The 26,697-nt window shown below is 59.8% G+C and carries 29 protein-coding genes; 17 read left to right on the forward strand and 12 right to left on the reverse strand.

Translation table 11 applies throughout. The features are described from left to right. Window positions 1-34 precede the first annotated feature (34 nt). Window positions 35-829 carry a tRNA glutamyl-Q(34) synthetase GluQRS gene (gluQRS, locus tag AEAC466_RS37125; protein ID WP_023458973.1) on the reverse strand — a complete coding sequence of 265 codons (795 nt, stop codon included), beginning with the start codon at window positions 827-829 and terminating at the stop codon, window positions 35-37. 212 nt (window positions 830-1,041) lie between these two features. Between gluQRS and AEAC466_RS37130 the strand changes: the two genes are divergently transcribed. The 5 genes from AEAC466_RS37130 to AEAC466_RS37150 all read left to right on the forward strand — a co-directional run bounded on the left by AEAC466_RS37130 (window position 1,042) and on the right by AEAC466_RS37150 (window position 5,207). After that, on the forward strand, window positions 1,042-1,602 hold the full coding sequence (locus AEAC466_RS37130; protein ID WP_023458974.1) for an HNH endonuclease: 561 nt from the start codon (window positions 1,042-1,044) through the stop codon (window positions 1,600-1,602). 78 nt (window positions 1,603-1,680) lie between these two features. Beyond that, a complete protein-coding gene (locus AEAC466_RS37135) occupies window positions 1,681-2,010 on the forward strand; it encodes a hypothetical protein (RefSeq protein ID WP_235074306.1) in 330 nt (109 codons plus the stop codon). Between the two features lie 3 nt (window positions 2,011-2,013). After that, window positions 2,014-3,261 (forward strand): hypothetical protein, encoded by a 1,248-nt coding sequence (locus AEAC466_RS37140; RefSeq protein ID WP_023458976.1) that lies wholly within the window; start codon window positions 2,014-2,016, stop codon window positions 3,259-3,261. A 130-nt stretch (window positions 3,262-3,391) separates the two neighbouring features. Further along, window positions 3,392-3,733 (forward strand): DUF883 family protein, encoded by a 342-nt coding sequence (locus tag AEAC466_RS37145; RefSeq protein WP_023458977.1) that lies wholly within the window; start codon window positions 3,392-3,394, stop codon window positions 3,731-3,733. Between the two features lie 55 nt (window positions 3,734-3,788). Then, window positions 3,789-5,207 carry a DUF6880 family protein gene (locus tag AEAC466_RS37150; RefSeq protein WP_023458978.1) on the forward strand — a complete coding sequence of 473 codons (1,419 nt, stop codon included), beginning with the start codon at window positions 3,789-3,791 and terminating at the stop codon, window positions 5,205-5,207. Window positions 5,208-5,458: 251 nt separating this feature from the next. Here AEAC466_RS37150 and AEAC466_RS37155 read toward each other — a convergent pair whose 3' ends face one another. The 6 genes from AEAC466_RS37155 to AEAC466_RS37175 form a co-directional block, all read right to left on the reverse strand. Beyond that, window positions 5,459-6,265, reverse strand: a complete 807-nt coding sequence (locus AEAC466_RS37155) for a hypothetical protein (RefSeq protein ID WP_023458979.1) — start codon at window positions 6,263-6,265, stop codon at window positions 5,459-5,461. Between the two features lie 5 nt (window positions 6,266-6,270). Further along, entirely contained in the window at window positions 6,271-6,684 is a 414-nt protein-coding gene (locus AEAC466_RS0122610) for a ribonuclease E inhibitor RraB (protein ID WP_023458980.1), read from the reverse strand. A 39-nt stretch (window positions 6,685-6,723) separates the two neighbouring features. Next, window positions 6,724-7,959: an NRAMP family divalent metal transporter gene (locus AEAC466_RS37160; RefSeq protein ID WP_031239092.1), complete on the reverse strand. Its 1,236-nt coding sequence runs from the start codon at window positions 7,957-7,959 to the stop codon at window positions 6,724-6,726. A 139-nt stretch (window positions 7,960-8,098) separates the two neighbouring features. Beyond that, on the reverse strand, window positions 8,099-8,674 hold the full coding sequence (locus tag AEAC466_RS37165) for a demethoxyubiquinone hydroxylase family protein (protein WP_023458982.1): 576 nt from the start codon (window positions 8,672-8,674) through the stop codon (window positions 8,099-8,101). 27 nt (window positions 8,675-8,701) lie between these two features. Beyond that, window positions 8,702-9,271, reverse strand: coding sequence for a disulfide bond formation protein B (locus AEAC466_RS37170; RefSeq protein ID WP_023458983.1), 570 nt, complete (start codon window positions 9,269-9,271; stop codon window positions 8,702-8,704). Window positions 9,272-9,274: 3 nt separating this feature from the next. Next, window positions 9,275-9,856, reverse strand: coding sequence for a YqaA family protein (locus AEAC466_RS37175; protein WP_023458984.1), 582 nt, complete (start codon window positions 9,854-9,856; stop codon window positions 9,275-9,277). A 241-nt stretch (window positions 9,857-10,097) separates the two neighbouring features. Here AEAC466_RS37175 and AEAC466_RS37180 point away from each other — a divergent pair, with 241 nt between their 5' ends. Beyond that, window positions 10,098-11,726 (forward strand): ABC-F family ATP-binding cassette domain-containing protein, encoded by a 1,629-nt coding sequence (locus AEAC466_RS37180; RefSeq protein WP_023458985.1) that lies wholly within the window; start codon window positions 10,098-10,100, stop codon window positions 11,724-11,726. Window positions 11,727-11,742: 16 nt separating this feature from the next. Beyond that, window positions 11,743-12,660, forward strand: coding sequence for a M14 family metallopeptidase (locus tag AEAC466_RS37185; protein ID WP_023458986.1), 918 nt, complete (start codon window positions 11,743-11,745; stop codon window positions 12,658-12,660). Window positions 12,661-12,665: 5 nt separating this feature from the next. On the opposite strand, the gene AEAC466_RS44895 is transcribed toward AEAC466_RS37185, so the two are convergent. Next, complete coding sequence (locus tag AEAC466_RS44895; RefSeq protein WP_023458987.1) at window positions 12,666-12,842, reverse strand: hypothetical protein; 177 nt, start codon at window positions 12,840-12,842, stop codon at window positions 12,666-12,668. Between the two features lie 426 nt (window positions 12,843-13,268). Here AEAC466_RS44895 and AEAC466_RS37190 point away from each other — a divergent pair, with 426 nt between their 5' ends. After that, complete coding sequence (locus AEAC466_RS37190) at window positions 13,269-14,627, forward strand: hypothetical protein (protein ID WP_023458988.1); 1,359 nt, start codon at window positions 13,269-13,271, stop codon at window positions 14,625-14,627. Window positions 14,628-15,425: 798 nt separating this feature from the next. Next, window positions 15,426-15,992, forward strand: coding sequence for a methyltransferase family protein (locus tag AEAC466_RS37200; protein WP_023458990.1), 567 nt, complete (start codon window positions 15,426-15,428; stop codon window positions 15,990-15,992). A 20-nt stretch (window positions 15,993-16,012) separates the two neighbouring features. On the opposite strand, the gene AEAC466_RS37205 is transcribed toward AEAC466_RS37200, so the two are convergent. Next, entirely contained in the window at window positions 16,013-16,843 is an 831-nt protein-coding gene (locus AEAC466_RS37205) for a helix-turn-helix transcriptional regulator (RefSeq protein WP_023458991.1), read from the reverse strand. A gap of 89 nt (window positions 16,844-16,932) precedes the next feature. Here AEAC466_RS37205 and AEAC466_RS37210 point away from each other — a divergent pair, with 89 nt between their 5' ends. After that, window positions 16,933-17,832, forward strand: coding sequence for an SDR family oxidoreductase (locus AEAC466_RS37210; protein WP_023458992.1), 900 nt, complete (start codon window positions 16,933-16,935; stop codon window positions 17,830-17,832). A 9-nt stretch (window positions 17,833-17,841) separates the two neighbouring features. Here the strand turns inward: AEAC466_RS37210 and AEAC466_RS37215 are convergent, their stop codons facing one another. Then, the gene (locus AEAC466_RS37215) at window positions 17,842-18,486 is read right to left on the reverse strand and encodes a hypothetical protein (protein WP_023458993.1); all 645 of its coding nucleotides are present in this window, start codon (window positions 18,484-18,486) and stop codon (window positions 17,842-17,844) included. A gap of 265 nt (window positions 18,487-18,751) precedes the next feature. On the opposite strand from AEAC466_RS37215, the gene AEAC466_RS37220 reads away from it, so the two are divergent. Beyond that, complete coding sequence (locus AEAC466_RS37220) at window positions 18,752-19,267, forward strand: hypothetical protein (protein ID WP_155913721.1); 516 nt, start codon at window positions 18,752-18,754, stop codon at window positions 19,265-19,267. 4 nt (window positions 19,268-19,271) lie between these two features. On the opposite strand, the gene AEAC466_RS37225 is transcribed toward AEAC466_RS37220, so the two are convergent. After that, window positions 19,272-19,610, reverse strand: a complete 339-nt coding sequence (locus tag AEAC466_RS37225; protein WP_155913724.1) for a hypothetical protein — start codon at window positions 19,608-19,610, stop codon at window positions 19,272-19,274. Between the two features lie 267 nt (window positions 19,611-19,877). On the opposite strand from AEAC466_RS37225, the gene AEAC466_RS37230 reads away from it, so the two are divergent. The 6 genes from AEAC466_RS37230 to AEAC466_RS37255 all read left to right on the forward strand — a co-directional run bounded on the left by AEAC466_RS37230 (window position 19,878) and on the right by AEAC466_RS37255 (window position 24,848). Continuing rightward, window positions 19,878-20,504: a hypothetical protein gene (locus tag AEAC466_RS37230; RefSeq protein ID WP_023458996.1), complete on the forward strand. Its 627-nt coding sequence runs from the start codon at window positions 19,878-19,880 to the stop codon at window positions 20,502-20,504. Between the two features lie 13 nt (window positions 20,505-20,517). Continuing rightward, complete coding sequence (locus AEAC466_RS37235) at window positions 20,518-21,456, forward strand: hypothetical protein (protein WP_023458997.1); 939 nt, start codon at window positions 20,518-20,520, stop codon at window positions 21,454-21,456. A gap of 237 nt (window positions 21,457-21,693) precedes the next feature. After that, a complete protein-coding gene (locus AEAC466_RS37240) occupies window positions 21,694-22,167 on the forward strand; it encodes a MarR family winged helix-turn-helix transcriptional regulator (RefSeq protein WP_023458998.1) in 474 nt (157 codons plus the stop codon). 14 nt (window positions 22,168-22,181) lie between these two features. Beyond that, entirely contained in the window at window positions 22,182-23,528 is a 1,347-nt protein-coding gene (locus tag AEAC466_RS37245; protein WP_023458999.1) for a S41 family peptidase, read from the forward strand. A 277-nt stretch (window positions 23,529-23,805) separates the two neighbouring features. After that, the gene (locus tag AEAC466_RS37250) at window positions 23,806-24,270 is read left to right on the forward strand and encodes a nuclear transport factor 2 family protein (protein ID WP_023459000.1); all 465 of its coding nucleotides are present in this window, start codon (window positions 23,806-23,808) and stop codon (window positions 24,268-24,270) included. Then, window positions 24,267-24,848, forward strand: coding sequence for a TetR/AcrR family transcriptional regulator (locus AEAC466_RS37255; RefSeq protein ID WP_023459001.1), 582 nt, complete (start codon window positions 24,267-24,269; stop codon window positions 24,846-24,848). The genes AEAC466_RS37250 and AEAC466_RS37255 overlap by 4 nt, the downstream gene beginning before the upstream one ends. A gap of 849 nt (window positions 24,849-25,697) precedes the next feature. Here AEAC466_RS37255 and AEAC466_RS37260 read toward each other — a convergent pair. Next, a partial coding sequence (locus tag AEAC466_RS37260; RefSeq protein ID WP_023459002.1) for an AlbA family DNA-binding domain-containing protein occupies window positions 25,698-26,697 on the reverse strand: 1,000 nt, incomplete at its 5' end.

The following is a 26,697-nucleotide window of genomic DNA, read 5'->3' on the forward strand; positions in this document are numbered from 1 at the left end:
AGGGCGGGGTGGTGGGGTGTCTTGCTTTATTAAATCACTCTTTCGGCGTGGCGGCGATCAGGGCGCGGATATCGTCGGGCGTCAGGCCGTCCTGGCGATAGTCGCGCAGCGCCTTTGAGCCCTTGCGCTTGGCCAGGCGGCGGCCCCGATCGTCGAGCAGCAGGGCGTGATGGGCGTATTGCGGCGTCGGCAGTCCCAGCAGGGCCTGAATCAGCACCTGGGTGTGAGTGGCTTCATAGAGATCATGACCGCGAATGACGCGGCTTATGCCCTGGCGCGCATCGTCGATGACCACGGCCAGATGGTAGGCGACGCCTATATCCTTACGCCCCAATACGACGTCGCCGTTGAGGGACGGATCGGCGCGGCGCGCTTCGCCATGTTCGGTAAAGCTGAGGTCGTCATAGCGGCTTCCGAGATGACGGCGGGCGGCATCGAGCGACAGCTTCCAGGCGGGCGTGGCAAGGCCGTTGTCGGCAATCGCTTCACCTTGCGGCGCGCTGAGGGCGGCTTCGGCTTCGCCCTTGCGGGTGCGGGTATCGGCATAGAGGACGCCCAGCTGTTTCAGGGTGTCCAGCGCGGCGGCGTAGTCGGCCAGGTGGTCGCTTTGGCGCAGGACCGGGCGGGGCCAGTCGAGCCCAAGCCACGCCAGGTCGTCATAGATGGCGGCTTCATAGGGCGGGCGGCAGCGGGTGTGGTCGATGTCTTCCAGACGCAGGATGAATTCGCCCCCCTGGCTATGGGCAGCGTCGAACGCGGTCAGGGCGCTATAGGCGTGGCCGAGATGGAGGTAGCCGGTCGGCGAGGGGGCGAAGCGGGCGCGAAACATGCCCGCAACATAGGGCAGGCGGGGGCGCCTTTCCAGAACCTTGGTGCGCGATCTTCCCGCACCGCCACATTAACCTTCCCGTCATAAAAAATTGGGTTTCTTTTCTCTGGAATCGGGCTCAAACTATCCACAGTGACTAACCTGCTTGCCTAAGGAGGATACGTCTTCAAACATACTGTGATGAGAGTGCTTTCCGCTGACAGGAGACTGTCATGCAGATTCTGAAAAGCCCGCCTTCGGATTGGCGCGCGCTCGTGCTCAATGCCGATTTCCGCCCTTTGTCCTATTATCCACTGTCGACCAAGCCGTGGCAGGATGTCGTGAAGGCCGTCTTCGAAGGCCGCGTTGACGTGGTGTCGACCTACGACATTGAAATCCATTCGCCGTCGATGAAGATGCGGCTGCCCAGCGTGGTGTCGCTAAAGACCTATATCGACCAGAACCGCCCGCCGGCCTTTACCCGATACAATGTCTTCCTGCGCGATCAGTTTTCGTGCCAGTATTGCGGCATTGCCGAAGACCTGACCTTTGATCACGTCGTGCCCGTAAGCCAGGGCGGCAAAAGCAGTTGGACCAACATCCTGACGGCGTGCGCGCCGTGCAACTTGCGCAAAGGGGGAAAAACTCCCCAGCAGGCACGCATGATGCCGACAAAAAACCCACACCGGCCGACAATGTATCAGTTGCAGGAATTGGGGCGGCGTTTTCCCCCTAACTATCTTCACGAAAGTTGGATAGACTACCTGTATTGGGATACGTTACTCGAAGGGTAATCTCTGGCTTGCCTGGATTATCGGCGGGCGTATCGGGGAGCTTTTTCTGTTTTGACCGGATTTAAAGTGGCATAGAACATGTCGTTTGACAGACCTGCACCTGTGCGTTTCATCCTGGATGAACGTCGTTTTGGCCTTGTGTCGTTCCCGCGGCCCAAGGGGCGGACGCGTATTCCGCTTGAGCCGTTGCAGGCCGCGATTGAGCAGACGCTCGGCGTCCGGTTCGAGGTCCGCCGCGAACGCCTGTTCGGGCCCAAGATCCATAGTTTCGTCTATATGGGAGAGCGGGTGAAAATCCGCATGCTCGATAGTGGTGACGCCCATATCGACCTGGCCGGAGTCGATGACGACGTGCGTGAAATCATTCTGGAGCACCTGCGCCAGAGCCATGAATTCGAGGCCCAGTAACCTGTGGATGCCCTGACCGTTCTGCGCCGCCTGACGGGGTTCAAGCCGCTACTGCTGCTTTTCATGCTGTTCTGCGCCTGGCCGGTGGTGGCGGGCCTGTACCACATGCTGACGCATGGGGCGTGGATATTGATGGATATCGACGCCGTGCTGTGCGGGGCTAAGACGCTGGCGTCCGGCCATTCGCCCTATGCTATCCACCCGCCGAGCTGCGGCGGCAACCGTCCGGCGGCTTATGTCTACGCGCCGCAGGTGGCGCACCTGTTCGTGCCGTTCATCGACGCGCTGGGCATCAATGGGGCGCGGACCCTGTTCCTGATTGCGCTCCTGGCACCGGCGACTTTGTTCCTGTTGTGGTTTGCGCTGGTGAAGCGCTTCGACGGTATCGATATCCGTTGGCGCTGGCTGGCCTTTGCCGCCCTGACGCCCATGACCTTCGTGTGCGCCAATGTCGGTATCGTCATGCACGCCATGGTGTTGGCCAGCCTGTTCTTTTTCCGGCCGGGGCAAGGGGCGGGTGATGACGCCGGCGACGAGCGATGGCGCTATGCGCGCTGGCCGTTCACGGTGACGGTGCTGCTCTGTTCGTGCGTCAAGCCGACCTTCCTGGCCTATTTCGTTATCTTTCTGCTCGACGACATCGCCCTGTGGCGGCGCGGCTTCGCCTTTTCGTGGCGCGCGGTGGCGGGCGTGGCGGTCAACCAGATCATGATCCTGACCGATGGCCATTACGGCAAGGCGTGGCAGAAGACGCTCCATTCGGTGACCCTGGCGCGCCAGCCGGGCATGGGCTGGTTCGAACTGACCAATTTCGTCTTTCATGTGCCGGGCAAGTCGGATTTGAACTGGCAACTGGCGTTGGGCTTCATGGCGGTCATGACCCTGGCCGGGATGGCCATCGCCCATTGGGGCCGGATGGACGACGACGAACGGTTGTTGTTCGGCATGGGGTTGGTGCCGTTGATGACGCCGCGCATCCTCGATTACGACATGATCCTGATCGTGCCCTATGCAGCGCTGTTGATGGCGGTGGCCTACCGCGTCGGCGGCGGGGTCTTCCGGTTTTTGCTGTCGTGGCTGTTCACCGGCTGGATGGTCTGGGGCATTCTGACCTATATCCTGCATATCGAAGGCTGGCACCGCACGCCCATGGCCATGCTGTTGTTCGGCTGCCTGACCGTCATTGTGGCCCTGCGCGCCGCCATGTCCGGGGTGTGGCCAAGCCGGGAGCAAGCCGGGTCTGCGGCGTAGAGTTGGCCTCCCTACGGCCGCCTTATATTTGCAGCCATATCCCGCCATCGCTTTCGATCACGGCCTGCGCCTAGATGAGCCCGGGGCGCCTGTGTGCGCCACAGGTTCAACACTAGAAAGGGCCCAGCTCATGTTTTCCGCCTTCACCAAGCACGCTGCCGAAACCACCGAAGCCAGCGCCGAAAATGACGCCCGCGACGAATTCAAAACCGCCCGCCACGACATTCACGCCGCCGCTAGCCACGCTGAAAAGCTGATCAGTGATGCGGCTGACGATGTGTCTAGCTATGCCGACCACGCCAATGACAAGATACGCCATTTCGCCGACAAGGCCCGCCACGAGGTCAAGGACGCGGCGCATCACCTGAGCGACCGCGTGCGCGGCAATCCGGTGCCGGCGGCCCTGATCAGCCTGGGTATCGGTATCGTGCTGGGTCTCGTCATGCGCAGCCCGCGCCGCCCGAGTTACTAATTTTCAGCTCAAGCGCCGCATTTGCCTTGCGGCGCATCTGCTATAGACTGGCGGGATGGCTTCAAAAACGACTCTGAACGCAAGCAATCTCGAAGCCCTGGGCGCGGGGCGTCTGGCGGAACTGCTGATGGAGATCAGCACCGGCAATGCCAATGCCAAGCGCCTGTTACGCATGGAACTGGCGGGGCTGGACAGCCCTGACAAGCTGATCCGCGAGATCCGCAAACGCCTGACCGCTATAGCGGCGGCGACGGTCACGGTCGGCTGGCGCAGCCTGAAAGGGTTCAAATCCGACCTCAATACCCAGCGCCGCCTGATCGTCGAGCAGGTGGCCAAGGCGTCGCCCGCCGAGGCGCTTGACCTTATGTGGCAGTTCATCGCCATGGCCGACGGCGTGCTGGACCGCGCGGCCGATGCGTCGGGCGAGGTGCTGGCCATCTTCCGCCAGGCCTGTGACGATCTGGGGCCCATTGCCACCGAGGCCCGCCCGTCCTTAGACGAGCTGGCGCCGCGCGTGGTCGATGCCGTGCTCGGCAACGGCTACGGCCAGGCCAATGGCGTAATTGCCGCTGTGGCGACGGCCCTGGGAGCGGACGGGCTGCGTCAGGTGCGGGCGTCGGTCCTGGCCGGTGCGGGCCAGCCCGATACACGCGCACCGACCCGCAGCCGCAAGACATCGCGCTGGCGGCGCAATCGCAGCCAGGTTCGTGACGCCCCTCAGCGTCAGCCGCGCGCCCACGCGGTGCGTCTGGCCCTGCTGGCCATTGCTGATGCCTTGGGCGATGTCGATGCCTATATCGCGCTTCAGCCCGATCCGCGCCTGCCCGATGTCGCGGCGCACATCGCCGATCGGCTGCTCAAGGCTGGGCGGGCGGCAGAGGCTTTGACCGCGCTGGATGTGGCGCGGGGCGTTCATCCGCCCGAATGGGATGCGGTGCGGTTGGAGGTGTTGCAGGCTCTGGGGCGGACTGATGCGGCGCAGGCCTTCCGCTTGCAGATATTTCACCGCACGCTCAATCCCGACCATCTGCGTGCCTATCTGAAACGCCTGCCCGATTTTGACGATGTGGAAGCCGAGGACGCGGCGCTGGATCAGGTGGAAACCGTTCGCGACGCGCAGGCGGCTTTGGCGTTTCTGGTCCGCTGGCCGTCGCTCGACCGGGCGGCGCGGGTGGTGCTGCGCCGGGCGGGCGAGATCGACGGCCATGCCGATGAGGTGCTGGCCCCGGCGGCGGAAAAGCTGGAGACGCGTTATCCGCTGGCGGCAACGATCCTGTTGCGGCGGATGATCGACATGATCCTGACCGGATTTCAGACGCACGATTACGAACGCGCCGCCGCCTATTATGCCGATATTCGCAGGCTTGCGCCGCGCATCGATGACTTTGACGGCATGGAGACGCATGAGGCCTATGATGCGCGTCTCAAGGCCAGCCATGGTCGCAAGGCGGCCTTCTGGGGGTTGGTGGAGTAGGGGAGGAAGGCGGATGGTTTTTTGGAATGTTGCCGGTAGATAAATTTGTACCTCCCTGGCTTGCTTGTGGTCGGGTGCCTCGTCTTCTAGGGGGCAGTTCGGCGGCAGGGTGTTGAGATTATACTTACCCCAGGACCCCCACCACCGCATCTAGGCAGCAAGCTGCCGTCGTGCGGTCCCCCTCCCCACCATGGTGGGGAGGTACAAGATAGCGCAGTATCGTCCTGCCGGGCGCGGCGACTCTGCCCGCTCTAATTTTCGCCGGCGGAGCCGTCTATCGGATCGAACGGAAATATCCCGAACCGGAACAGCCTTTCGCGTGTTGCGTCGGCATAGCGATGGGCGAAGGCTTCGCGTTCATCGCGGGGGCGCGAAAAATAGGCGTCGTAAAGGTCGCTATAGTCTTGCTCGCCACGGTCGGCAGGTCCTTCGACCTTCTTGCGAAAATCGACCCAATGACCGATCTCGTGCAGCAGCGTTCGGTAAAGCTGCGTTGCCCGAGCCGACGTGGGCGTCACCGAGAAGACGTAGGCATGCGTGTCACGGACGACCGTATGTCCGTCATCCCGCAAGCGTTTCAATTCTTCGGTGTCCTGAGGCCCAAGCGACAGTCCCCATTTGAGCGTCTGTTCCGGATCGATGGCCTCCAGGATGACGGCCGGTCCGGAGCGCACTGTTTCGCGTCCAGCCTGCCCGAAGTCTGCCCAGTAGAAGAGTCGCCCCCATGCGGGATTGAGAATACGCTGTTTGCGGGTCGATTGGCGCAAGACGAAGGTGTCCAGTCCGGTCCAGTCCGCACTAGGCACATGTTTCAGGACGTGGCAAATGTCGTCCACGCTGCACGCGTGCAGGCAGCCGCCGTGGCTGTCTTCGACCAGAAATGTCACGGATCGCCCGGACACAAAGCGCTGCGTGAGCGTGTAGTTGCCGAGGTGTTCGTTCCATAGTCTTTCAGCGCCGGCTATTCGCGGAATGGACAGGCGGTTGTTCTGACCGTGCCCCTGGCGTTTGGTGCCGATATTCCGGTTTCGCCGAACGGGATTGAAGCCGCTGTTCATGGGCCTTACTGCGCGGGGCCTACGTCCATGCCGTCATAAAGCACCTCGCCATGGCCTTCCGCCAGGGTGTAGAGTTCCTGTTCGCGGGCGTCGAGCTTGGCCGGGGTCAGGTGTTCGACCTTTTCGACCTGTAACTGCAACAGGGCAGGCGCGGCCTTATCGGCATTGTCCTGCAGTCGGATGTCAACGACCGTATAGCCCTTGGCAGCGAGAAGGCTGGCCACGGCCTGAAGGTCCGCCTTGTCCGGTCCGACGAAATAGAAGGTCCACAGCAAATCGCCCGACGTGTCCCACGGTGCATGGGCCTTCATGTCGGCGAACAGGGCTTCAGACGCGCTTGGTGCGGCTTTGTCCTGGGCGTAAGCGGGCAGGCCGCAGGCGAGCGCCAAGACAGCAGTCACGGCAATCGTCTTCATCATACGGTTTCCCCTTCGGTATGGATGCGGCGACTATAGGACTTAACCGGCGAACTGGAAATAGAGCATAAAGCCCGCCGCGGCGGTCATCAGCACGAAGGTCAGGGCGCCCAGTATATTCGACCACAGGCCATTGGTGAATTCGCCCATCACCGCCTTGTTGTTGGAGATGTGCAGCACGATGGCGATGATGACCGGCGAGGTCACGCCATACAGTATGGCCGACCAGATCAGCGCCTGGATCGGCGATATGCCGACATAGTTGATGGCGAGCCCGACCAGAAGCGACACAATGATTACGCCGTAGAAGGCCGGGGCTTCGTGGAACCGTTTGTCCAGCCCTTCTTCCCAGCCGAAGGTTTCCGACAGGATGTAGGACAAGGACCCCGACAGCACGGGAATGGCCAGGAAACCGGTGCCGATGATGCCGAGCGCAAACAGGTAGTAGGCGGCGTCGCCGGCCAGGGGCTCAAGCGCCTTGGCCGCCTGTTCCACCGTATCAATCTGGTGGATGCCGGCATTGAACAGCACCGTGCCGGTCGTCAGGATGATGAAGAACATGACGACGTTGGAAAACAACATGCCCATATCGACGTCGAAGCCCATCTCTTTGATCTGCTTGCGATCGACCATGAGCCGTTTGGATTGCTTGGCGTTTTCGACCTCCATATTGGCCTGCCAGAAGAAGAGATAGGGCGAGATGGTGGTGCCGAGAATGGCGACCAGCACATTGATATAGGCCTTGTTCCATTCGATATGCGGCACCAACGTGTCGCGGGCCACCTTCGCCCAGTCGAGATGGGACAGGAAGGGCACGATGAGATAGACCAGCAGGACGGCGCACAGCCATTTCAACACCGACGCCACCTTGGCATAGGGCAGCCAGATGATGGCCCCCAGAAGTAGGACGGTGAAGATGACGCTGAACCACAGGGCCGGGACGGCGGGGATGATGAGGTTGGCGACCGCGCCCATGCCGGCGATATCGGCGCCGATATTGAGGATGATGGCAGGCAGGCTGAACACCACCATCAGCCACAGGATGGGGGCCGGGTAGTGCTTTTTGAGAATGCCGGTCAGGCCGCGTGTCGTCACTATGCCTATGCGAGCGCACATTTCCTGGATCGAGGCCATCAGCGGAAAGGTGATAAGCGCGGTCCACAGGGTGTTGAGGCCGTATTGCGCGCCGGCCTGGCTATAGGTGGCGATGCCTGAGGGATCGTCATCGCTGGCGCCGGTCACGAGACCGGGCCCAAGCAGCTTAAGCCACTTTTTCACGCCCCTATCTTCTTGGCCTTTTTCTTCTTTTTTGTCGTCCGTGCCGGTGTCGGCCATGCGCTGAATCCGTTGCTTGCGTGTCCGTGGGATGATCCACAGATCGGTACGGAAGTCGATACGGAAGGCGGGGACGACGGGGCTAAATTTTTTCGCTGATCTTGATGGCGACGCGGCAACCGGTCTTGATGAGGGCGCTGAGCAGCGGATAGCCCGGCGCTTCCCGCGCGCCTTGATCGACGGCGCGGTCGTGGTGGCCCAGTTCGTCGTCGCGGAATTGGCGCAGGCGGGCGGCCAATTCGGGATCGGAGGCGCTCAGTTCGTCGATCTGTTCGTTATAATGGTCGCCGATGACGCTTTCGACAGCTTCGGTGCAGGCATGGGCGGCTTTTTCGCCGAGCAGGGCGGTGCCGACGCCGAGCCCCAGGGCCGCCAGCCGCCACACCGGCGTCATGGCCGTGGGGCGGACCTTGTTGGCGCGCATCAGCCCTTCGAACGCATCAAGGTGAACCTGTTCCTCGCCCTGCATTTGCGTGAACTGGCGGCTGAGGTCGCGTTTGGGCGTATCGGAAAAGACCATGCTCTGGCCTTTGTAAATCTGCACGGCGGCCAGCTCTCCGGCGTGATCGACACGCAGGATTTCTTCGAGACGGCGGCGCGATGCGCCATAGCCGGGGCGGGGCGGAACGGGTCTTACAGAGGTGGAACTGGTGGACATGGCGCGGCGTCCTTTCGGAAAGGGCCTTTAGTAGTGGTGTCGGCTCTTCGGGCGGAACCGCAGCGAGGCGATCAGGCTGAGCAGGGCCAGAATGGCGGAGACGATGGCATTATAGCCCGCCATGGACACTCCGAACATGCGCCATTGCGCCACATCGCACATCGGCGCCCGGGTCGTGGCCCCGGCGATGAAGGCGGCCATGTCGTCCAGGCTGATGTCGTGGCCCGACGCAGTGCAGCTTTGCGGGCCGGTCCACCATTTCAGTTCGACACCGGCATGGAAGAGGGCAATGGCCGCGCCGGTCGCAAAGATGGCGAACAGCACGAAGGAAAAGACGCGGGGCGGACCCTTGGCCCCGGTGAACAGCGCCCACACACTGGCGACCAGGGAGACGCCGACCGCGATCCAGTAGATGTCGCGCTGTTTCAGGCACAGGTGGCAGGGCGCCAAATGACCGAACAACTGAAACGACCAGGCGGTGGCCAGCATGAGCAGGGAAAGCACCAGCGCGGTGATGCTCCACCACCGGCTGAAGGCCAGGGCCAGGCGCTTGAGGGTTTTATTCGATCTGGGCGGGCTGGTGCGGGGGGCGCTCATGACTCAATGGGGCAGGAGTTTAACGGCGAGAATCCCTACCACGATCAGGACGACAACAACAGTGCCGACCAGATAGAAGCGCTTTTCCATCAGCTCCGTGATTTCGGGTCCGAATTTTTTGACCAGGCCGGCGACCAGGAAGAAGCGCAAGGAGCGCGTGATGGCCGAAGCGATGAAAAACCACATCAGCGAAAACTGCGCTAGACCGGCGGAAATGGTCACCAGCTTATACGGGATCGGCGTAAGGCCCTTGGCGAAGATCAGGAAGACGCCGTATTTTTCGAACCAGTCGTGGAATTCTTTCAGGCCGTTGGGATGGCCGAACAGGCCCAGAATCCATACGCCGAGCGGCCCGGCATAGTAGCCGATGGCATAGCCCAAAAAGCCGCCGACCACCGAAGCGATGGAGCAGATGGCGGCCGTGCGCCAGGCGCGTTCCGGCCGCGCCAGCACCATGGGGATCAGCATGATATCGGGCGGGATGGGGAAGAATGAGGCTTCGGCAAAGGAAACGGCGGCCAGCGCCTTTTCGGCATGTTTGGTGCCGGCCAGATTAAGCAGCCAGTTATAAAGGCGTCGTAACACGAAAACTCCTGAGTCAGTCCGGTTCCTGCCATATCAGCAGACGCGGCGCTTGTCGCGTGGATTTCGTGACAGAGGGCGGGGTGGCGGAACGGAAATCGGGGTGTCGCCCCGTCTTAAATCGGTTTGCGCCCTTTCCTTAATCGGCATGGCACTGTAAATCGCTGCCCATGCCGCGCCGGGTCACGGTGTATGTCGCCTGCCTTCGTCTTCGCCTCCCTGTTTCTCAATCAGTAAGAACCGTATGATTCGTCTCGATAATATCAGTAAGCAAAACGGCCATCAGATCCTCTTCATCGATGCGTCCATGGGGATTCAAAAGGGCGAGAAGGTGGGGCTTGTCGGGCCCAATGGCGCCGGAAAGACCACGCTTTTCCGTATGATCACGGGGCAGGAGCAGCCCGATGACGGCCAGGTCGGCATCGATGCCGGCATGACGATCGGCTATTTCAGCCAGGACGTTGGCGAAATGTCGGGCCAGAGCGCGGTGGCGGCGGTGATGGATGGCGTCGGGCCGGTGAGCGCGCTGGCAACCGAAATGGCCAAGCTGGAAGCCGCCATGGTAGATCCGGACCAGGCCGACGAGATGGACGCCATTATCGAACGCTATGGCGACGTGCAGGGGCGCTTTGAAGAGCTGGACGGCTATGCGTTGGAAGCGCGGGCGCGTGAAGTACTGGCCGGTTTGAGTTTCAGCCAGGAGCGCATGGATGGCGATGTCGGGCTTTTGTCCGGCGGCTGGAAGATGCGTGTGGCGCTGGCCCGCATTCTGCTTATGCGGCCCGACGGCATGTTGCTCGACGAACCGAGCAACCACCTTGACCTCGAAAGCCTGATCTGGCTGGAGGCCTTCCTGAAAAACTACGACGGCGCCTTGTTGATGACATCGCACGACCGCGCCTTCATGAATCGCATCATCGGCAAGGTGGTGGAAATCGACGGCGGCTCGCTCATAACCTATTCGGGCGATCTGGATTTCTACGAACAGCAACGCGCGCTCACCGAAAAGCAGCGTCAGGCGCAGTTCGAGCGCCAGCAGGCCATGCTGGCCAAGGAAATCAAGTTCATCGAACGGTTCAAGGCGCGGGCGTCGCACGCCGCCCAGGTCCAGAGCCGCGTCAAGAAGCTCGACAAGATCGAACGCGTCGAAGCACCCCGGCGGCGTCAGTCGGTGCAGTTCGAGTTTCGCGCGCCGGCGCGTTCAGGCGATGACGTGCTCAACCTGCGCAACGTGCACAAAAGCTATGGCAGCCAGTCGATCTATTCCGGGCTGGATTTTCTGGTGCGGCGTAAGGAGCGGTGGTGCGTGCTGGGGGCCAACGGGGCGGGCAAGTCCACCCTGCTGAAACTGGTGGCTGGCGCGTCGGCGCCCGACCAGGGGACGGTGACCGTCGGCGCCAGCGTCAAGATGGGTTATTTTGCGCAGCATTCCATGGACCTGCTGGACGGCGAGGAGACGATTTTCGAGTCGCTGGACAGTTCATTCCCGCAGGCGGGCCAAGGGGCTTTGCGCACATTGGCGGGCTGTTTCGGCTTCTCCGGTGACGATGTCGAAAAGCCGTGCCGGGTGCTGTCCGGTGGCGAAAAGGCGCGCCTGGTCATGGCCAAGATGTTGTTCGATCCGCCCAACCTTCTGGTGCTTGACGAACCGACGAACCACCTGGATATGGCGACCAAGGAAATGCTGGTCGCGGCTCTGGCGGATTTCGAAGGGACCATGCTGTTCGTGTCGCACGACCGGCATTTTCTGGCGGCCCTGTCGAACCGCGTGCTGGAACTGACGCCCGAGGGCGTGCATCGCTATGATGGCGGCTATAGTGAGTATGTGGCCCGCACGGGTCAGGAAGCGCCGGGCCTGCACCCGGGCGGCTAACTGTGAGATTGTGATTATGACCGACGCCTTTTACCCCATCGGACGACCCGGAACCCCATGGGGCGACTCGGAAAAGGAGATGTGGCGCAAGGATCGGGTGCGCCTGCGCAGCTATGCCGAAGAGGTTGTGCCGCGCATAGTGGCGCTGTCGGACCGCTTCGATGTCGCGCCCTATGGTGAGTTGAATTACGCGGGTGAGGCCTACACGCTTTTCGCCGTCTGTTCGCATAACTGGAACCCGGCGCTGCCGGCCGCCCTGGTGACGGGCGGAGTCCACGGCTATGAGACCAGCGGCGTCATGGGCGCGCTGGCCTTTCTGGAAACGCAGGCGGCCGCATATGCGGGGCGGATCAATCTGCTTGTGGCGCCCTGCGTCAGCCCGTGGGCCTATGAGCGCATCAACCGCTGGAACTACGACGCTCTGGACCCCAACCGCAGTTTCCGCGCGGGCACGCCGGTTCAGGAGTCCGCAGCGCTCATGGCGCGGGTTGCGGCTTTGCGTGGGCAGTTTTTGATGCATATCGACCTGCATGAAACGACCGACAGCGACGAAAGCGAGTTCCGTCCGGCCTTGGCGGCGCGCGACGGCAAGACCTATGAGCCCGATACGGTGCCCGACGGATTCTATCTGGTAGACGACAGCGCCAATCCGCAGCCGGCCTTTCAACAGGCCGTTATCGCCGCCGTCGAAACCGTCACCCACATAGCGCCCGCCGATGCGGATGGGAACATCATCGGTTGCCCGGTGGTGGCGCATGGGGTGATTGAATATCCGGTGGCGACCTACGCCATGTGTACCGGCATAACCGGCGCACCTTACACGACCACGACCGAGGTCTATCCGGACAGCCCCCGCGTGTCCCCGCAAAACTGCAACGACGCCCAGGTCGCGGCGGTCTGTGCGGCCTTGGACTATGTTCTGGCGCAGGGGTGAGGGGGCTATCGCCTAGCGCGCGAGACGGCGTTGGACATGTGAACGGCCAGCCAGTCGTCGATTTGGGCGTAGATCTTGGCCACGCCCGGACTGCCGGCCTTACGGTTCGCTTCGACAAGGCGTCGCGCGCGGTCCCGTAAACGGTACAGCATGATGATGTTGCGGCACTGCTCAATCTGCATTCGGCATCTCCAGAGCGCAGAGCCTAAGGGATCGGGCTTAATATTTGTTGCACGCGGATGGGCGGCGGGGGCGCATATTGGCCGGCGCGATTGTGGGGGGAAGGCGGGTTTTGGCCCAAACGGACCTCGGCCTGAGTCCGCTTCTGCGTAGGACCGGACTTCAGTGGGTTCGGCTGCTGTTGCGGCGGCGAGGAAAATGGAACGATGATAAATGTAATTCCAAGTGTCAATGCACCGTATATCGTTGATTGAGGAAGCTTTTCGCTCAGGTGATTTCCTCACAAATCGCGTCGCGTTAGTACTGTGCCTTTCCAAAGTCCGGATGCTGGGCTAGCTTGCCTGTAATCAAGCCCATAGGTGCGGTCTTATTGCATAAAGACGTCCATAGAGGCAGAACTTCTGAGCCGGGTTTCGTTAGGGGGAAACATGCGCTGCATCCTGCTGGGTACCATCTGTACTGTGCTTCTATTCTCTGGCCGCGCCGTAGCGGGGGCTTCCGAGAAAGACATTACCCTCACCGCTCTCGAAGCGAAGGTGCAGATCCTGGCCGATCGTTACGATTCTGCGGTGACAAGCTTTGCAGATGTGGAAACGGCGCTTGGTGTCACCCTCAAAGTGTATGACGATAACGAGACGACATGCGCCCTGCCGCAATGCCAGGTATCGAAATTCAGCACTCAGCGCGCCCCTTTCAAATACAATGTGAGCGTCAGGGGTATAGCGCGGGATGCGCAAGGGAAGGTTCCGTCATCGCTGGCCCGGGATGTTGAAATTACCATCACCTTGGACGGCAAGGATAAGAGCCTGTGCTTTTTGGGCACTAAATGGACCACCCGCCTGACCGCCTCGGGATGGGAGCCCCTGCAACCTTTCACAATCGACGAGCGGGCGTGGGGGCCTGGCAGCAACGGCTTGCCTGATCTCCATCTTCAGGGTTTTGCCACCCGCCGTGGCGCGGCCCACCTGACTTTGCGAGGGGGTGGCATGTCCAGTATCGACGGCTGGCCCGACAGGGCGAAGCTTTCGAAGCTTCAACGCCAGCAATCCTGCATGAAGACCGTTGTCATCGGCAGTTCGCCCCTCGATTATCGCCGGTCGCGTGGTCAACTCAACATCCTGGATGCTGATACCCAGGCGGAGTTCGACCAGAATCAGTCTAAGCTCCAAAAGGTAGTCGCCAATTTCACGACAGCCAGTGACGTCAACGTGCTCGACTCGGCGCTTGGCCCGCTCGTCTACAGCGTAGACCAACCGTGCAGCGCGACCTGTCACCGAATGTTCGACTCGAATCTGGGGGAATTGGCGCCGATGAGTCTCCTGCTATTTCAGATGAACAACAATGTGGACTCCAGCAGCCCTAATGCCTTCAGCTGGATAGCGGAGCATGCGTTCCTTGATGTCACCCTGAATAGTGAAGCAGCCGCGGGGCTCTGCTTTTCGCTGGGAAACTGGAACACCGTCCTGACTCAGGCAGGTTGGGAAGCACTGAAACCCTTCGCCACGACGCGGCAGGCCTATGGCAGATTTGATCCGAAAACCTTTAACCCGCCGAACGTCGAGGTCGCTGTCAGTGGTTATGCGACGCGTCGGGGAACCATCTATCTGACGCTGGCCTCGGCAGGCAACAGCGCGCAGTTTTTGCGATCGCCTCACGAGCCTGCGGACTTCGATCGCCTGCAGAACCTGAACAAGTGCCTGCGATCGGTCACCGTCGGTGACAGCCTTACCGTGGAGGACGCATACGACCTTGCCAATGGCTTGCCTCGCCCTAAAATGCCACACTGAAAGCCTTTTCATACCTTCGGGTTTGCTGGCCGCTCTGGGCGCGTTCCCGCCAAAGATGGCGTTGCCTTGCAGCAGTAAGATAGGAACCGAAGACATGCCCTTTGATGCGGTGGAGCGCCTTGAAGCGCAGTTACAGGATGTTAGCGACGTCTACATCGGCTCTGGGTGGGACGCTGAAAGCTATATTGCGGGTTGGTTAGCAGCTTGCGCGAAGCGATTTGCCCGCCCTTCGCAGTGACAGCCGAAATCGAGGAGACGGGCTTTCCAGACGCGAACGTAGGAGATATAATTTCTGGAGACTGTGTTGCGCACAGGGACGGCTATTGGCTTGTCTATCAGCAAGAAAACGACAGGTTTTTATGCTTTTGGGGAACAGACGCTGCCCATCTCTCCGCACCTGGCATTTTCGGCTCGCCACTGGCCAACTGGTCATCTTAACGCCACTGGTTGGCGAACCGCCGACTAAAGCGCTCGCACTTCCGCTCTTGAGTTACGAGCTAGCCAATATGTAAATGTCCGGAATGGGCGCGAAGGAGATGTGTCGTCCATCTCGGCACAGTTCGTCGACCATCGCCTTCACCTCCGCCATGGCATCGGCGCGAGGGAGGGGCGAATTGGAAAAGGTCGGGATATTTGCGGCTGACCATTCGCGAAGCGTCAATGGCGGTTGCTGGCCTTTCGCGCATTTTCGCCGGCGCTTCACGCATTTGCGCACCACACCTGGTGGCTTGTGGGGCACCTGTTCAGACCGGTGTCGCCAGGGTGGTGAGCCGATGACAGGACGCAAAAGACAGACACATGTTGATCACGCTTACGGCCACTCTCGTTGGCGCTGGCTATGCCCTGTCCGAAGGCATAGTCAGCGTGCACAGGCGTGCCGCGAAACATTTGGCGACCAGCGACCGGGGCTCTCTGGCGATCATATGGGCTTCGGGCTTCATCTCTATTTTTATAGCCTTCATGGTGGCGGCTTATCCAGGTACAGGCGATCTGCCGATACTTCGGACCACGCCTGCAATCGGCGTCGGCGTTTTTTGTTTCGGCATTGGACTGCGTTGGTATGCCATTAGTCACCTGGGGCGATTTTTCACCGTCAATGTCGCGATTTTAGATGATCACCGTCTTATCGATACCGGTCTTTACAGATGGATACGTCATCCGTCGTACACAGGATGGCTTTTGGCCATACTGGGGCTCGGGCTTTGCCTCGGCAACGGGCTGTCACTGTGTATCCTGTTGGTGCCGACAGTCAGCGTGATTTTATGGCGGATTGCCATCGAAGAACGCGCTTTGCGAGGCGCGTTTGGACAGGCCTATGTGGCCTACGCAACGAAAACCTGGCGTCTCATCCCGTATATCTATTAGCCGTCGTGTCGCGATGAACATCAGTCCCCGATCATCGCCTTGACCTTTTCGGCGTCAGTGGCGGTCACGGGGTTGAAGACCAGCATGTTGAGGTCGGAGCGGCCATCGACCGAGAAGGTGGACATTTCAACCGTGATCAGGCCCAGCACCGGATGCTGGAGGTGTTTAACCACCGCGGTATTGTTGTGGACGTCGTTGTCGCGCCACATGGCATTGAACTCCGGGCTGAGCAGGCACAGTTCGTCAACCATCGCCTTGACCTCGGCCATGGCGCCGGCGCGGGCGGCATCGGCGCGAAAGGCGGCCACGACCGACCGCGCCACGCTTTCCCATTCGTGGTGCACGTCGCGGGCAATGGGGCTTAAAAAGATGTGGCGCAGCATGTTGCGCTGATCGGGGGGCAGGGTGCTGTAGTCCTTAAGGACGATGGTGGCGGCGCGGTTCCAGGCGACCACATCCCATATGGCGGTTTTGATAATGGCCGGGCTGGGGTTGAGGGCGTCGAGCACGCGCTGGAGCCGGGGGGTAACGTCCTGATCCTTGCGGTATTGGACTTCCGGCGGGCGGCCAAGCCCCAGGAGGAAGAGGTGTTCGCGTTCGACATCCGTCAGCATGAGCGCCCGGGCGATGCGATTGAGGACATCGGCGGAGGGCGCGCCGCCGCGCCCTTGTTCCAGCCATGTATACCAGGTCGGGCTTATATGGGCGCGCTGGGCCACTTCTTCGCGGCGCAGGCCGGGGGTGCGCCGTCGCTGGGGCGTAAAGCCGAGCGCGACCGGGTCGAGTTTGGCCCGGCGATCCTTGAGATAGGTCCCCAACAGGCCGCCGGTGGTCGCTTCGTTGCTGATCATATTAGTCATTATACCCTGATAATGTCACTACTTTACCCGTATCCAGCATAGTGGAATATGCCTGTAACGTCCAACATGGAGACAATGTGATGCGTATATTTCTGACCGGCGCCACCGGCTTTATCGGTTCGCGAATACTGCCTGAATTGCTGGCGGCGGGGCACCAGGTGCTCGGCCTGACGCGATCGGAGGCCGGTGCGCAGGCGCTGATCGCCGCCGGGGCGGAGCCGTATCACGGCACGATCGACGATCCGGAAACCCTGGTTGCGGGCGCGGCTCAGGCGGACGCCGTCATCCACACCGCCTTCGACCACACTTTCGCGAACTTCGTCGAAAACTGCGAAAAGGACAGGCGGGTGATCCGGGCCCTGGGCGGGGCTTTGGCGGGGTCGGACCGGGCGCTCATTATCACGTCCGGCACAGGCATGGGCTTGGGCGAAGCCGGCCAGATCGCGACCGAACAGGTGTTTAATGCCCACCATCCCAATCCGCGTTCGGCGTCGGAGCTGGCCGGGGCCGAGATGTCGGCCGCCGGTGTCAAGGTGATCACCGTCCGGCTTCCGCAGGTGCACGATACGCGCCGCCAGGGGCTTATTTCGCCGCTGATAGACGTCGCCCGCCAAAAGGGCGTTTCGGCCTACGTGGGCGAAGGGCTTAACCGGTTTGCCGCCGCGCATGTTTCGGACGTGGCGCGGCTCTACGCGCTGGCGGTCGAAAAAGGGCAGGCGGGCGAGCGATTCCATGCGGTCGGCGAAGAGGGCATAACGGCGCGCGATATCGCCACCGTGGTTGGCGACGGGCTGGGCGTGCCGGTGGTGTCATTGGCCCTGGAAGAGGCGGCGGCGCATTTCGGCTGGCTGGGTATGTTCGTCGGCTTCGACATGCCCGCGTCGAGCACCTGGACGCGTCAGCGATTGGGCTGGTATCCACAGGGGCGGGGTCTGATCGCCGATCTCCGCGATATGGATTACCAAGCCGATCACGGCTGATCGGGGCAATTACGGCTTTGGTGGGGTTAGCCTGGCCACCAGGGGGCGACCATCGATGACCGGCGGTTCGGTGGTCCAGCAGGGTTTTAAGCCGACTTCGGCGTCTCGCCACCAACTGACCAAGGGGCCGGCGTACTCCTTTAAGACATGGGGCGGCTTCCCCTTGGCGGCGGCGGTGAACTGGAGCGTGACGAGGGGGGAGTCCGTCACCAAAAGCGTTGGCTGTTCGGAGCCGGTTTGCCGGAAATCGGCAAACCCGGCGACATAGAAGTTGACCGCCGAACAGGTGGAAGACGCCGCCCAATCATGGACCGTAACGTCGCGGGCGCTGCATTTCCCATCGGCCGTCTGCTTGCCGCACCAATTGCGATCTCGCCTGAGTCTTTCTATGACCCATTGTTGGCCGTTGCTCGTGTCTCCTACGGCGAGAACCACAACGGACTCGTCGATGTCGACGCCCAGGCCGCCGCCATGCTGTTCCAGCCTGTAATGCTCAGTGGGCGAAGGGGATGCCGTTCCCGCCTGAGCGGTGACGCAGCTTAAGGCCCAGATCAGCAGGCCGCAAAAGGCGATCGGTCGGGAAGGGAGTGACGACAGATGCTGTTTGTCCATGCCCATTTCGCTACGCAGGCGCGTATTTCCATTGAACGGCATATGCGCCCCCTTCAAGCCCCAAGTTCACGCGGAAGCCTACGCCGCGGCCGACGGTTGTGCAACCGAGCCTGTGGGGTAGTGGGCGTTAACTGTATCTTGGCGGTCACAATGGGCGGCAAAAGTTAACGGGCGTATGAACATTGGGGAAAACTTCAGGTAGAACACTCTTTCGGCTTTGCACGAGGGGGCAAATTTGGGACGCAGGCAAAGATATTTTTGGGGGGCGCCGTTGTTCGGGCGCGGTCGCAAGACGGCGTTGGCCGAGATGAGTAAAGATCCACTTGACGATCAGGTAACGAACCTCAACGGGCTCTTGAACCGTGTTACCGAAAAAACCGGCGGCGTGCTGGCGGTTGCCAGCATCGTTTTCGCGGTCTCCATCGGCGTGCTCGACAAAGCGATAGACGCAGCAAAAGAGGCTGGCCTACCGGCGCAGCAGTTCAGAGCGCCCGCCGGCTGCGCGGTCATTCTTTGTTTTATAAGTATCTGTTTCTTGATGGTTTGCATCATTTGCCTATGTGCAAACCTGACAACGGTTTGGCGCAAAGACAATTCCAACTGGAAACCAAATCAAGATGTGATTGCTTTATCGCTGAATCTATTCGCGCGACGAACGATACGGCTTCAAATCTCGCTCTATGGCATTCTGCTCTCAATCGGCCTGAGCCTTTTGGCTTTGGGCTTTTTGGAGTCGGACTTGCTCGGGCAATTCGGACAGGCCTGTTTGGATTTTTGGGCCCCGCTGCTGTCCAGTGGCCGCCACCTGCTGAACACGCTCTGACGGTCTAATCGTCGCCTGACGCTGCGTAGGCCTTTATTTCGGCACGGTATCTCGCAATCACGGTTTCAAGTTCCGTGCGAATCCATTCAACGACCCGTGGCCAAACAGCCTTATGAGGTAGGCCTCGCCCGTCAAGCCACCGGTAAACCGATGACGGACTGAAACCGAGGTCGCCCGCGAACTGTGAGACTTCAAGATAATTGTGTTTGAAAGCCGCTTGCAGCACGTCGAACATCTGCTCGCGTTCAGTCACAGATTCGAATTCCAGCATACCGTGGAACGTCTTGAGAAACTCGAGAGAATGCGTTTTCTCGAGGGTGCTGTATTGACCAAGAGGTGGCATCGGTCAAACTCCATTTTCTTTGTCTAAGTTGCATCGACGCAGGTGACGAACAAGTCTCCGCCCGTTCGACCGCGTCAGGCCTTCAACGATTGGCAATGCGATACCCCAATTCACCTTTGCCAACAAGTGTCAAATTGCACTTTTTTATCATATCTGGACAAAATGTCACACTGAGTCGATTCATCTCCTTGCACAAGATTCCCATTTAGGATACCTTGTTGCATAATTAACCATTTCAGGAGCCGTGAACCGGGACTGGAGACACCTATGCTAAGGGCACGCGCGGTGCACCCAAAGGATGAAAGCCAACGACACCGGCTCCTTGCCTTTATCAAGGCGGAGGCCAGAGGTGGCTTGTTTCCTCGCCCCGCGAATATCCTGGATAATGCGATCCAAAGCGGTCAGGCCATCTATATTGAAGACGGCGAGGCGATTGTTGCGGGCGCCCTTATGTTTGATTACACGGGCAACCGGTGTCATTACTACGAAATCGGCACCCACCTGGTCGCACGCAGCCATGAGGGACGTGGCTTTCAGGTCGCACTTACCCGCCTTCAGATCGCTCAGGCCTGCCTCGACCTTGAAGACATTGAGGCGAGCCCCATATTCGCCATAATGGAGAATAATTCTCCATCACTACATAACGCTGTAAATCACGCGCGGTTTAAAATCTGGGAATTGCCAGACGAACTTCGATCACTCCGCGATCGCACCGGTGTTAGATCTAGTGCTGAAAAGCTTGTTTGCAACGCTGATGATGAAGCGATCCAAGCTGCGTTCAGTGCCCTTAGAGTAAGCGTTTCGGGTGGCGTGCTGAAGACTCATAAGGATGAGACGCCCATCCACCTCGACTTCCCTTGGTTAGATTACCTCCTGCAGGCAGGCCCCTACTAGAAGGACGATGGTCATGAACGAATTCGAAAATGGCGAGCTATTCCCTATCGGTGGGATCCACCAGGCCTCGAAGATGTATCTGGCCGACGCTGCGGAATTGGGGCGGTTCGATGCAGGCAGGCTGCGGACCTTGGAAAAAGAGTGGCAGGCGGCCTATTCGGTCCTGCCGAGGAATGAGGCGCCGTTCTCGTTTGCCACCGCACTCATGAAGTTCGACGGGCAAAATGGGCGTCTAACCTTCATCTATTCGCCGTCTGCGGATGCCTTTGTTTTGTTGACCTTCACCTTGAAGCCGTCAACGCGCGGAAGCGGCAATGTCGTCACCATCGATGCTGGCCTTTCCCACCGGCCGAAGCCGCCGGTTCTGACCGAGGCAACGCCTGGCATCGCCGTCGGCGCCGTCGCATTTGCGGGGGCCGCCGATGCCGATGTCATGGGGAGGCTTGAGGCGTTCAATGTTCCGGTCTTGCAATTCCTGGCCAAAGAACAGGCCGAACGGCAGGCCAACGTCCGTGCGTTTGTTAGCGCAGCAACCACCAATGCAGCATTTGTCTTCGCCGCCGAAGATGGCCGCGTCAAACAACTCGTCGAACAATGCGAGCTTATGGACGCCGAAATGCGGCTCTCGGAGGATCGCACTTGGAATGCTATGGCTGCACAGGTGCGCGCGCATTATGTAACGCAAATGGCGCTTAGGCGGTCACGCGCGCTTCGCGCCTGGCTTCTGGGCGCAGCGGCAACGATTCTGATCGGTGCTGTTATGATGACCGATGAAGGCGAGCTTGCGCCGGTGGTGCTCGGGACGGCAGGTGTATTGGGTGGCGCTTCCGCTCTGGCCGCGCTGCGTGCAACCGGGCGCCTGCCTCTGCGCCGTTTGGCTGACAGTTGGGGCCTGACGAGTGGCCTGCGCGCCGTTCGAAGCCTTCTTTCGGCGCGCATCCATGTCGTTTGAGGGGGCAAGCCGAGGCGGCTGAGTACGCGTTGACGCGCCTATGCCCCCGAAACCCTATTCGTACGCATTTTCTGCCAGCCATTTGTGCGCGCCGGCCCTGCTCTTGATAGGGAGGTGGGGGCGCGTGGAGGCGTGGCTTATGCGGTCGCTATCACCCACCCTATCAAGAGCAGGGCTTTCGCCGGTGATCACAAACCCGTGTCTTGATAGATATACAAGCGCTTGTATATTTGGCGGATGACGACGCCTGCCACATTGGGAACGCTGCTCCGCCGGCTGATCGAGCACCTCGATGGCGCGGTCGAGCAGACATATATCGATGCCGGACTTGAATATCGCCCACGCTACACGCCGGTCGTTCGCGCCCTGCTGGCCGAAGGGCCGTCCACGATCCGGGCCTTGTCGCAACATACCGGCGTCACGCATTCCGCCACCGGCCAGACCGTCAACCAGATGGAGCGCTGTGGCCTGGTCACCTTGGTGGCGGGGGCGGATGCACGCGAGCGGATCGTGGCGCTGTCGCCTTATGCCGAGAGCATCGTGCCGCGACTCGAAAGCGTTTGGGCCACCACCGAAACCGCCGCGCGAACGCTCGACGACGAGCTTGGCGTGTCGTTGCCGGACCTGATCGCCCAGGCCCTCGAACGGCTTGAGGCCAACCCCTTTATTGACCGTCTCAGGGCCGCATCGTCCGGCGAGCCCACCCCTTGAAAGGCGCTTTCTCTATGTCGTTTCGCATCGCCGCCCTCAGCCTGATCCTGCTTGCGGCCTCTCCCGTTTACGCTCAGCAAGCCGCACCGGTAACCGCCGCGCCTGTGGCGGCGGTTTCGCTCACGGCCGCGCAACGTTCCGCCGCCATCGCGGACATAACGAAGACAGTGACCGATCGCTATGTGTTTCCCGATCGCGTGCCCGCCATTGTCGCTCGGTTGGAAGAGGGCCTGAAATCTGGGCGCTACGATACCGATAGCCCCGGCGCGTTCGCCGCGCGCGTCACCGAGGACCTGCGGGCGGCGAGCCATGACCGGCACATGTATCTGAACTACGCGCCCGACCAGTTCGCCGCCGCCAGCGCCGGCAAAGACGATAACGCGGACAGTCCCGAACTTCAGGCGCTGTGGGCGCGTCAGGCGAAGCGTGATAATCACGGCCTGACGGAAATGAAAATACTGCCCGGCAATGTGCGGTATCTGCGCATTACCGGCTTCGAGTGGGTCGAAGATCAGACCGGCGCGGCCTATGACGCCGCGCTGCGCTTCCTCCGTGACGGAGACGCCGTCATCATCGATTTGCGCGACAATGGCGGCGGGTCGCATGCGGCGGTTCGCTATCTCCTCAGCCATTTCATGAACAGCGACCAGCTCGACATCACCTTCCTTGAAACCGGCAAGGACCCCATTCAATCGCGCACGCTGGAATATCTTCCGGCCGGCCGGCTGAAGGGTAAGCCGCTTTTTGTGCTGATCAACAACCGGGTCGGATCGGGAGCGGAGGCCTTTGCCTACGACGTGCAACAATTCCATCTCGGTACGCTCATCGGCGCCACTACAGCCGGGGCGGCGAACAACAACAGCTTCTCGCCCGTCGCGCCGGGTTTCATGCTCAGTTGCTCCTATGGGCGGCCTGTCCACCCTGTTTCGAAATCGAATTGGGAGGGCGTCGGGGTGGCACCGGATGTGGCGGCGGACCCCGCGCAAGCGCTGGATCTGGCTCAGTCGCTTGCTCTCGCCGAACTCATCGAGCGGTCGGACGCGGACGGTGCCGACCGGGCCGATTGGGCCTGGGCGCGCCCGGCGATCGAAGCGCGTCTTCATCCGCCCGTGTTGTCGTCCGATAGATTGCGCCCGCTTGCCGGGCAATATGGCGCGCAACGCGTGCTGTGGCGCGACGGTGCTCTTTATTATGTCCGGCGCAATGGCCAGGCCGCGCGGCTGATTCCTTTGAGCGCCGATGGATTATTCTCGGTCGATGGCTATGACGATCACCTCCATATCCGCCTGACGGGAGATGCCATGGAGATGCAGTGGAATGACGAACCCGCGCCGACCCGCCTGCTGAGATCGAAGACGTGACACCGCGTCGTAGCGCCTTTCGCTGTCCGCGTTAGGGCTGCCAGACGCAGGGTTTTAAAGCTGAAGCCACCGGAAAAAGCGCGGGATCGACCCAAAACGTCGTAAGGCCTTAAAAAAGCCTTGTACCGATCAGTACAATGTTGTACTGATCGGTACAAGGCTCCCAACCTTTATTAGCAACACACTGAACCGCCGCACGGTCATCACTGCCCGTTCCGTTGCGGCCCTTGTATCGCCGTCGCTTGTCGATACCCGTCGCATCCCGAAAGGAAATGAAATGTCCCGTCCGCCACTTCCCCCTTACACCCACGACACGGCTGTCGAGAAGGTACGCCTGGCCGAAGATGGCTGGAACACCCGCGATGCCGCCAAAGTTGCCCTTGCCTATACGCTGGACACGCGCTGGCGTAACCGGGTCGAATTCGCGACCAATCGACAGGAGGCGCAAGCGTTCCTGGAGCGCAAATGGAACAAAGAACACGAATACAGGCTCATCAAGGAACTTTGGGCCTTTACCGGCAACCGTATTGCCGTGCGCTATGCGTACGAGTATCGTGACGATGTGGGACAATGGTTCCGCGCCTACGGAAACGAAAATTGGCAATTTGCCGAAGACGGACTGATGTCGAACCGCCACGCCAGCATCAATGAAATGCCAATCAAGGAAGCGGAGCGCCTGTTCCACTGGCCGCTCGGCCGCCGTCCGGACGATCATCCGTCACTAAGCGATCTGGGCCTTTGAGTTCCAAGCGCATCCTCACCGACCGCGAAAGCGCTCTGCCGGCATTGGCGGAAGCGTTCCGTGAGCATGGCTTCGAAGGGGCGAGCCTGGCCTCTCTCTCAAAGGCAACAGGCCTTGGCAAGGGCAGCCTCTACAACTTCTTTCCAGGTGGGAAGGAAGAGATGATGGAAGCTGTCCTTGAGAATATCGATGGCTGGTTTGCCAAAGCGATTTTCGCGCCCCTAGAGCATGGTCCTGATCCGGCGGCGGCTGTCACGGCCATGTTTGACGACGTGACCGCGTACTTCCGCTCCGGACAAAGGGTTTGCGTCGTTGGGTGTCTCGGACTGAACGCCGCGGGCGAGACATTCTCGGGCAAGGTGAAAGCGTATTTCGCTCGCTGGATTTCGTCCCTGGCGCACTGTCTTGAAGTGGGGAAGGTTCCGCCGGGGTTGGCATTGGAACTCGCTGAAGAAGCCGTTTCTGGAATACAGGGTGCAATTGTTTTGGCCCGGGCGCTGGGCGACGAAGCGAGCTTTCAACGGATCGTTCACCGCCTCCGGTCGTCCTTGCTGGATGCGATCGACCGCCATGGCTGATTCCGTTGAGCGCCGATGGATTATTCCCGGTCGAAGGCTATGATGACCACCTCCGTATCCGCCTGACGAGGGATGTCATGGAGATGCAGTGGAATGACGAACCCGCGCCGACCCGCGTGCCGAGGCCGAGATGAACCGAAGGTGCGCGTTCCCGTTTGCGCCCAAGGCGGACATTCTCATCAACGACGCAATCCTGAGCCGAAAGCAGTCATCAGAATGTGGATCGCCAATTTCCGTTCGGTGCGCTAGGAACGCCAGACCCTCAATGGAGCAGAATAAATGCTGGTTTTTGAAAATGCACGGCTGCTCGCAGAAACGTGGGTCCGATGCGTTTGTGGTGAGAGAGTTAAACTGGTCAGGGCTTCAACAATCGCAAAGCCATACGGTTGGGTCTTTTTCTATCAGTCCAGCGCCTTTCTAATCAACCCAGATGATTTTTCCGCCGCGTTAGCTGGAAATGCCTCTTTTATTATTGATCGTTAAGATGGTCAGATAACAGTATTTGGAACTTCTTTGACCATGGATCGGTATCTAGAAAACTTCGAACAAAACTTGCCCCCAGCACGGATGTACGCGAAGCCTGAGCAGCCTGTCTGGTCTTGATTGTCATAACTACGAGCATCCTTGGCCGGAGCGCAGCCGATCCAATTCGGCGCATTCGCGCCCTTTCCGGAAATAAGACTGACAGTCTGACAGTCTGACAGTCTGACAGTTCCTGGGTTGGTTCCCCCAAGGCGGTCATAATCGCTCCGAAGTGTCTGTTGCGGCAGTTCTTTGCTCCTGGCCCCCCAAAAGAAATGCCGGGTGAGCTAACCCGTCGAACCAATCCCCTTAATTTCAAATCTTGTATTAAAAGCGTCGGCTGATATCGGCGATTTGCTTTGGCGTCTTTGCCAACTCGGTGTTATCGCCGTTGCGCCAGTAGATCTGATCCTTGAAATACGAGGGTTCCTTTTGCTCAGGCACAGATATGACTATAACACCCAAGCCATAATACGCATTGTAGTCGATTGATGACAAGACAGCGCTTTTTAGCGGTTCTGACAGCTTTGAATTGGCGATGTGGGTGCGGATTTTGTTGTGATAATCTTCAAGCGTTATGCCCATTGCGACCGCTTCACGGACAATTCCGACCACCGCCCTGTCGCCCACCGTCCGGGGCTGAATTTTGTCTAGGCTAATTATCCGCGTAACATCAGCGGGTTTGTCCGCGACCCCCAAGAGAACTCGTCCCGCACGGTCAGGTCCGTTGTTTGCGATAGCGCAAATCGTTTCAACTATTCGGTCCATGAGATCAACGTTCAGCTCTCTCTTACCGTCCAGCGAGAGCAAGCCTTGCTTTAGCTCATAGTTGGCCAACTCCATCCCGGAGCGCTTTATGTAATCATCAAGATCGATCGTCTTATGGTCTGAGTAGATACTTTTGGATGGATCGGCGCTGACAAAATGCGGACTGATTATCCCCTTAATTGTGTCAATGTTTTTCCGCCGTTCATCTGACGCTGTGGCCCTTCGAGACGTGTCAATCCTTCGAGTCAAATTTGTCAATACAGATTTGACGCCTGAATAGCTTGAGATTGACTTTTTCTCCTTAACAAACATCTCGTGAAAAGCAATGAATATTAACGTAAAAACGGCCGGGAATGCATTAGTATTTCGGTCTTCAAATATAATATTTCTAAGCTTTTCGGACGATTCATCATTACAAAATTGCTCTATCTGCTCAATGCAGTAATAAAATTCGTCGCTAAATTTTTTTATACCATAGACATTTAAAGCGGCCTGAATACGTCCCGCTGCGTCTCCGCTCCGGTCATACAGATCGTCAAGCACATCTTTGGAACGCTCT

This window comes from Asticcacaulis sp. AC466 (assembly GCF_000495815.1).
Lineage (GTDB): Bacteria > Pseudomonadota > Alphaproteobacteria > Caulobacterales > Caulobacteraceae > Asticcacaulis.

Excerpts from the sequence above, each read along its gene's own strand:
- AEAC466_RS0122610 (WP_023458980.1), bottom strand. The coding sequence starts at position 6,684 with ATGATGAAGACGATTGCCGTGACTGCTGTCTTGGCGCTCGCCTGCGGC.
- AEAC466_RS37180 (WP_023458985.1), top strand. The coding sequence starts at position 10,098 with ATGATTCGTCTCGATAATATCAGTAAGCAAAACGGCCATCAGATCCTC.
- AEAC466_RS37135 (WP_235074306.1), top strand. The coding sequence starts at position 1,681 with ATGTCGTTTGACAGACCTGCACCTGTGCGTTTCATCCTGGATGAACGT.
- AEAC466_RS37225 (WP_155913724.1), bottom strand. The coding sequence starts at position 19,610 with ATGCCACCTCTTGGTCAATACAGCACCCTCGAGAAAACGCATTCTCTC.
- gluQRS (WP_023458973.1), bottom strand. The coding sequence starts at position 829 with ATGTTTCGCGCCCGCTTCGCCCCCTCGCCGACCGGCTACCTCCATCTC.
- AEAC466_RS37245 (WP_023458999.1), top strand. The coding sequence starts at position 22,182 with ATGTCGTTTCGCATCGCCGCCCTCAGCCTGATCCTGCTTGCGGCCTCT.
- AEAC466_RS37235 (WP_023458997.1), top strand. The coding sequence starts at position 20,518 with ATGAACGAATTCGAAAATGGCGAGCTATTCCCTATCGGTGGGATCCAC.
- AEAC466_RS37250 (WP_023459000.1), top strand. The coding sequence starts at position 23,806 with ATGTCCCGTCCGCCACTTCCCCCTTACACCCACGACACGGCTGTCGAG.
- AEAC466_RS37190 (WP_023458988.1), top strand. The coding sequence starts at position 13,269 with ATGCGCTGCATCCTGCTGGGTACCATCTGTACTGTGCTTCTATTCTCT.
- AEAC466_RS37155 (WP_023458979.1), bottom strand. The coding sequence starts at position 6,265 with ATGAACAGCGGCTTCAATCCCGTTCGGCGAAACCGGAATATCGGCACC.
- AEAC466_RS37205 (WP_023458991.1), bottom strand. The coding sequence starts at position 16,843 with ATGATCAGCAACGAAGCGACCACCGGCGGCCTGTTGGGGACCTATCTC.
- AEAC466_RS37220 (WP_155913721.1), top strand. The coding sequence starts at position 18,752 with ATGAGTAAAGATCCACTTGACGATCAGGTAACGAACCTCAACGGGCTC.
- AEAC466_RS37210 (WP_023458992.1), top strand. The coding sequence starts at position 16,933 with ATGCGTATATTTCTGACCGGCGCCACCGGCTTTATCGGTTCGCGAATA.
- AEAC466_RS37230 (WP_023458996.1), top strand. The coding sequence starts at position 19,878 with ATGCTAAGGGCACGCGCGGTGCACCCAAAGGATGAAAGCCAACGACAC.
- AEAC466_RS37240 (WP_023458998.1), top strand. The coding sequence starts at position 21,694 with ATGACGACGCCTGCCACATTGGGAACGCTGCTCCGCCGGCTGATCGAG.
- AEAC466_RS37150 (WP_023458978.1), top strand. The coding sequence starts at position 3,789 with ATGGCTTCAAAAACGACTCTGAACGCAAGCAATCTCGAAGCCCTGGGC.
- AEAC466_RS44895 (WP_023458987.1), bottom strand. The coding sequence starts at position 12,842 with ATGCAGATTGAGCAGTGCCGCAACATCATCATGCTGTACCGTTTACGG.
- AEAC466_RS37145 (WP_023458977.1), top strand. The coding sequence starts at position 3,392 with ATGTTTTCCGCCTTCACCAAGCACGCTGCCGAAACCACCGAAGCCAGC.
- AEAC466_RS37215 (WP_023458993.1), bottom strand. The coding sequence starts at position 18,486 with ATGCCGTTCAATGGAAATACGCGCCTGCGTAGCGAAATGGGCATGGAC.
- AEAC466_RS37185 (WP_023458986.1), top strand. The coding sequence starts at position 11,743 with ATGACCGACGCCTTTTACCCCATCGGACGACCCGGAACCCCATGGGGC.
- AEAC466_RS37170 (WP_023458983.1), bottom strand. The coding sequence starts at position 9,271 with ATGAGCGCCCCCCGCACCAGCCCGCCCAGATCGAATAAAACCCTCAAG.
- AEAC466_RS37200 (WP_023458990.1), top strand. The coding sequence starts at position 15,426 with ATGTTGATCACGCTTACGGCCACTCTCGTTGGCGCTGGCTATGCCCTG.
- AEAC466_RS37130 (WP_023458974.1), top strand. The coding sequence starts at position 1,042 with ATGCAGATTCTGAAAAGCCCGCCTTCGGATTGGCGCGCGCTCGTGCTC.
- AEAC466_RS37165 (WP_023458982.1), bottom strand. The coding sequence starts at position 8,674 with ATGTCCACCAGTTCCACCTCTGTAAGACCCGTTCCGCCCCGCCCCGGC.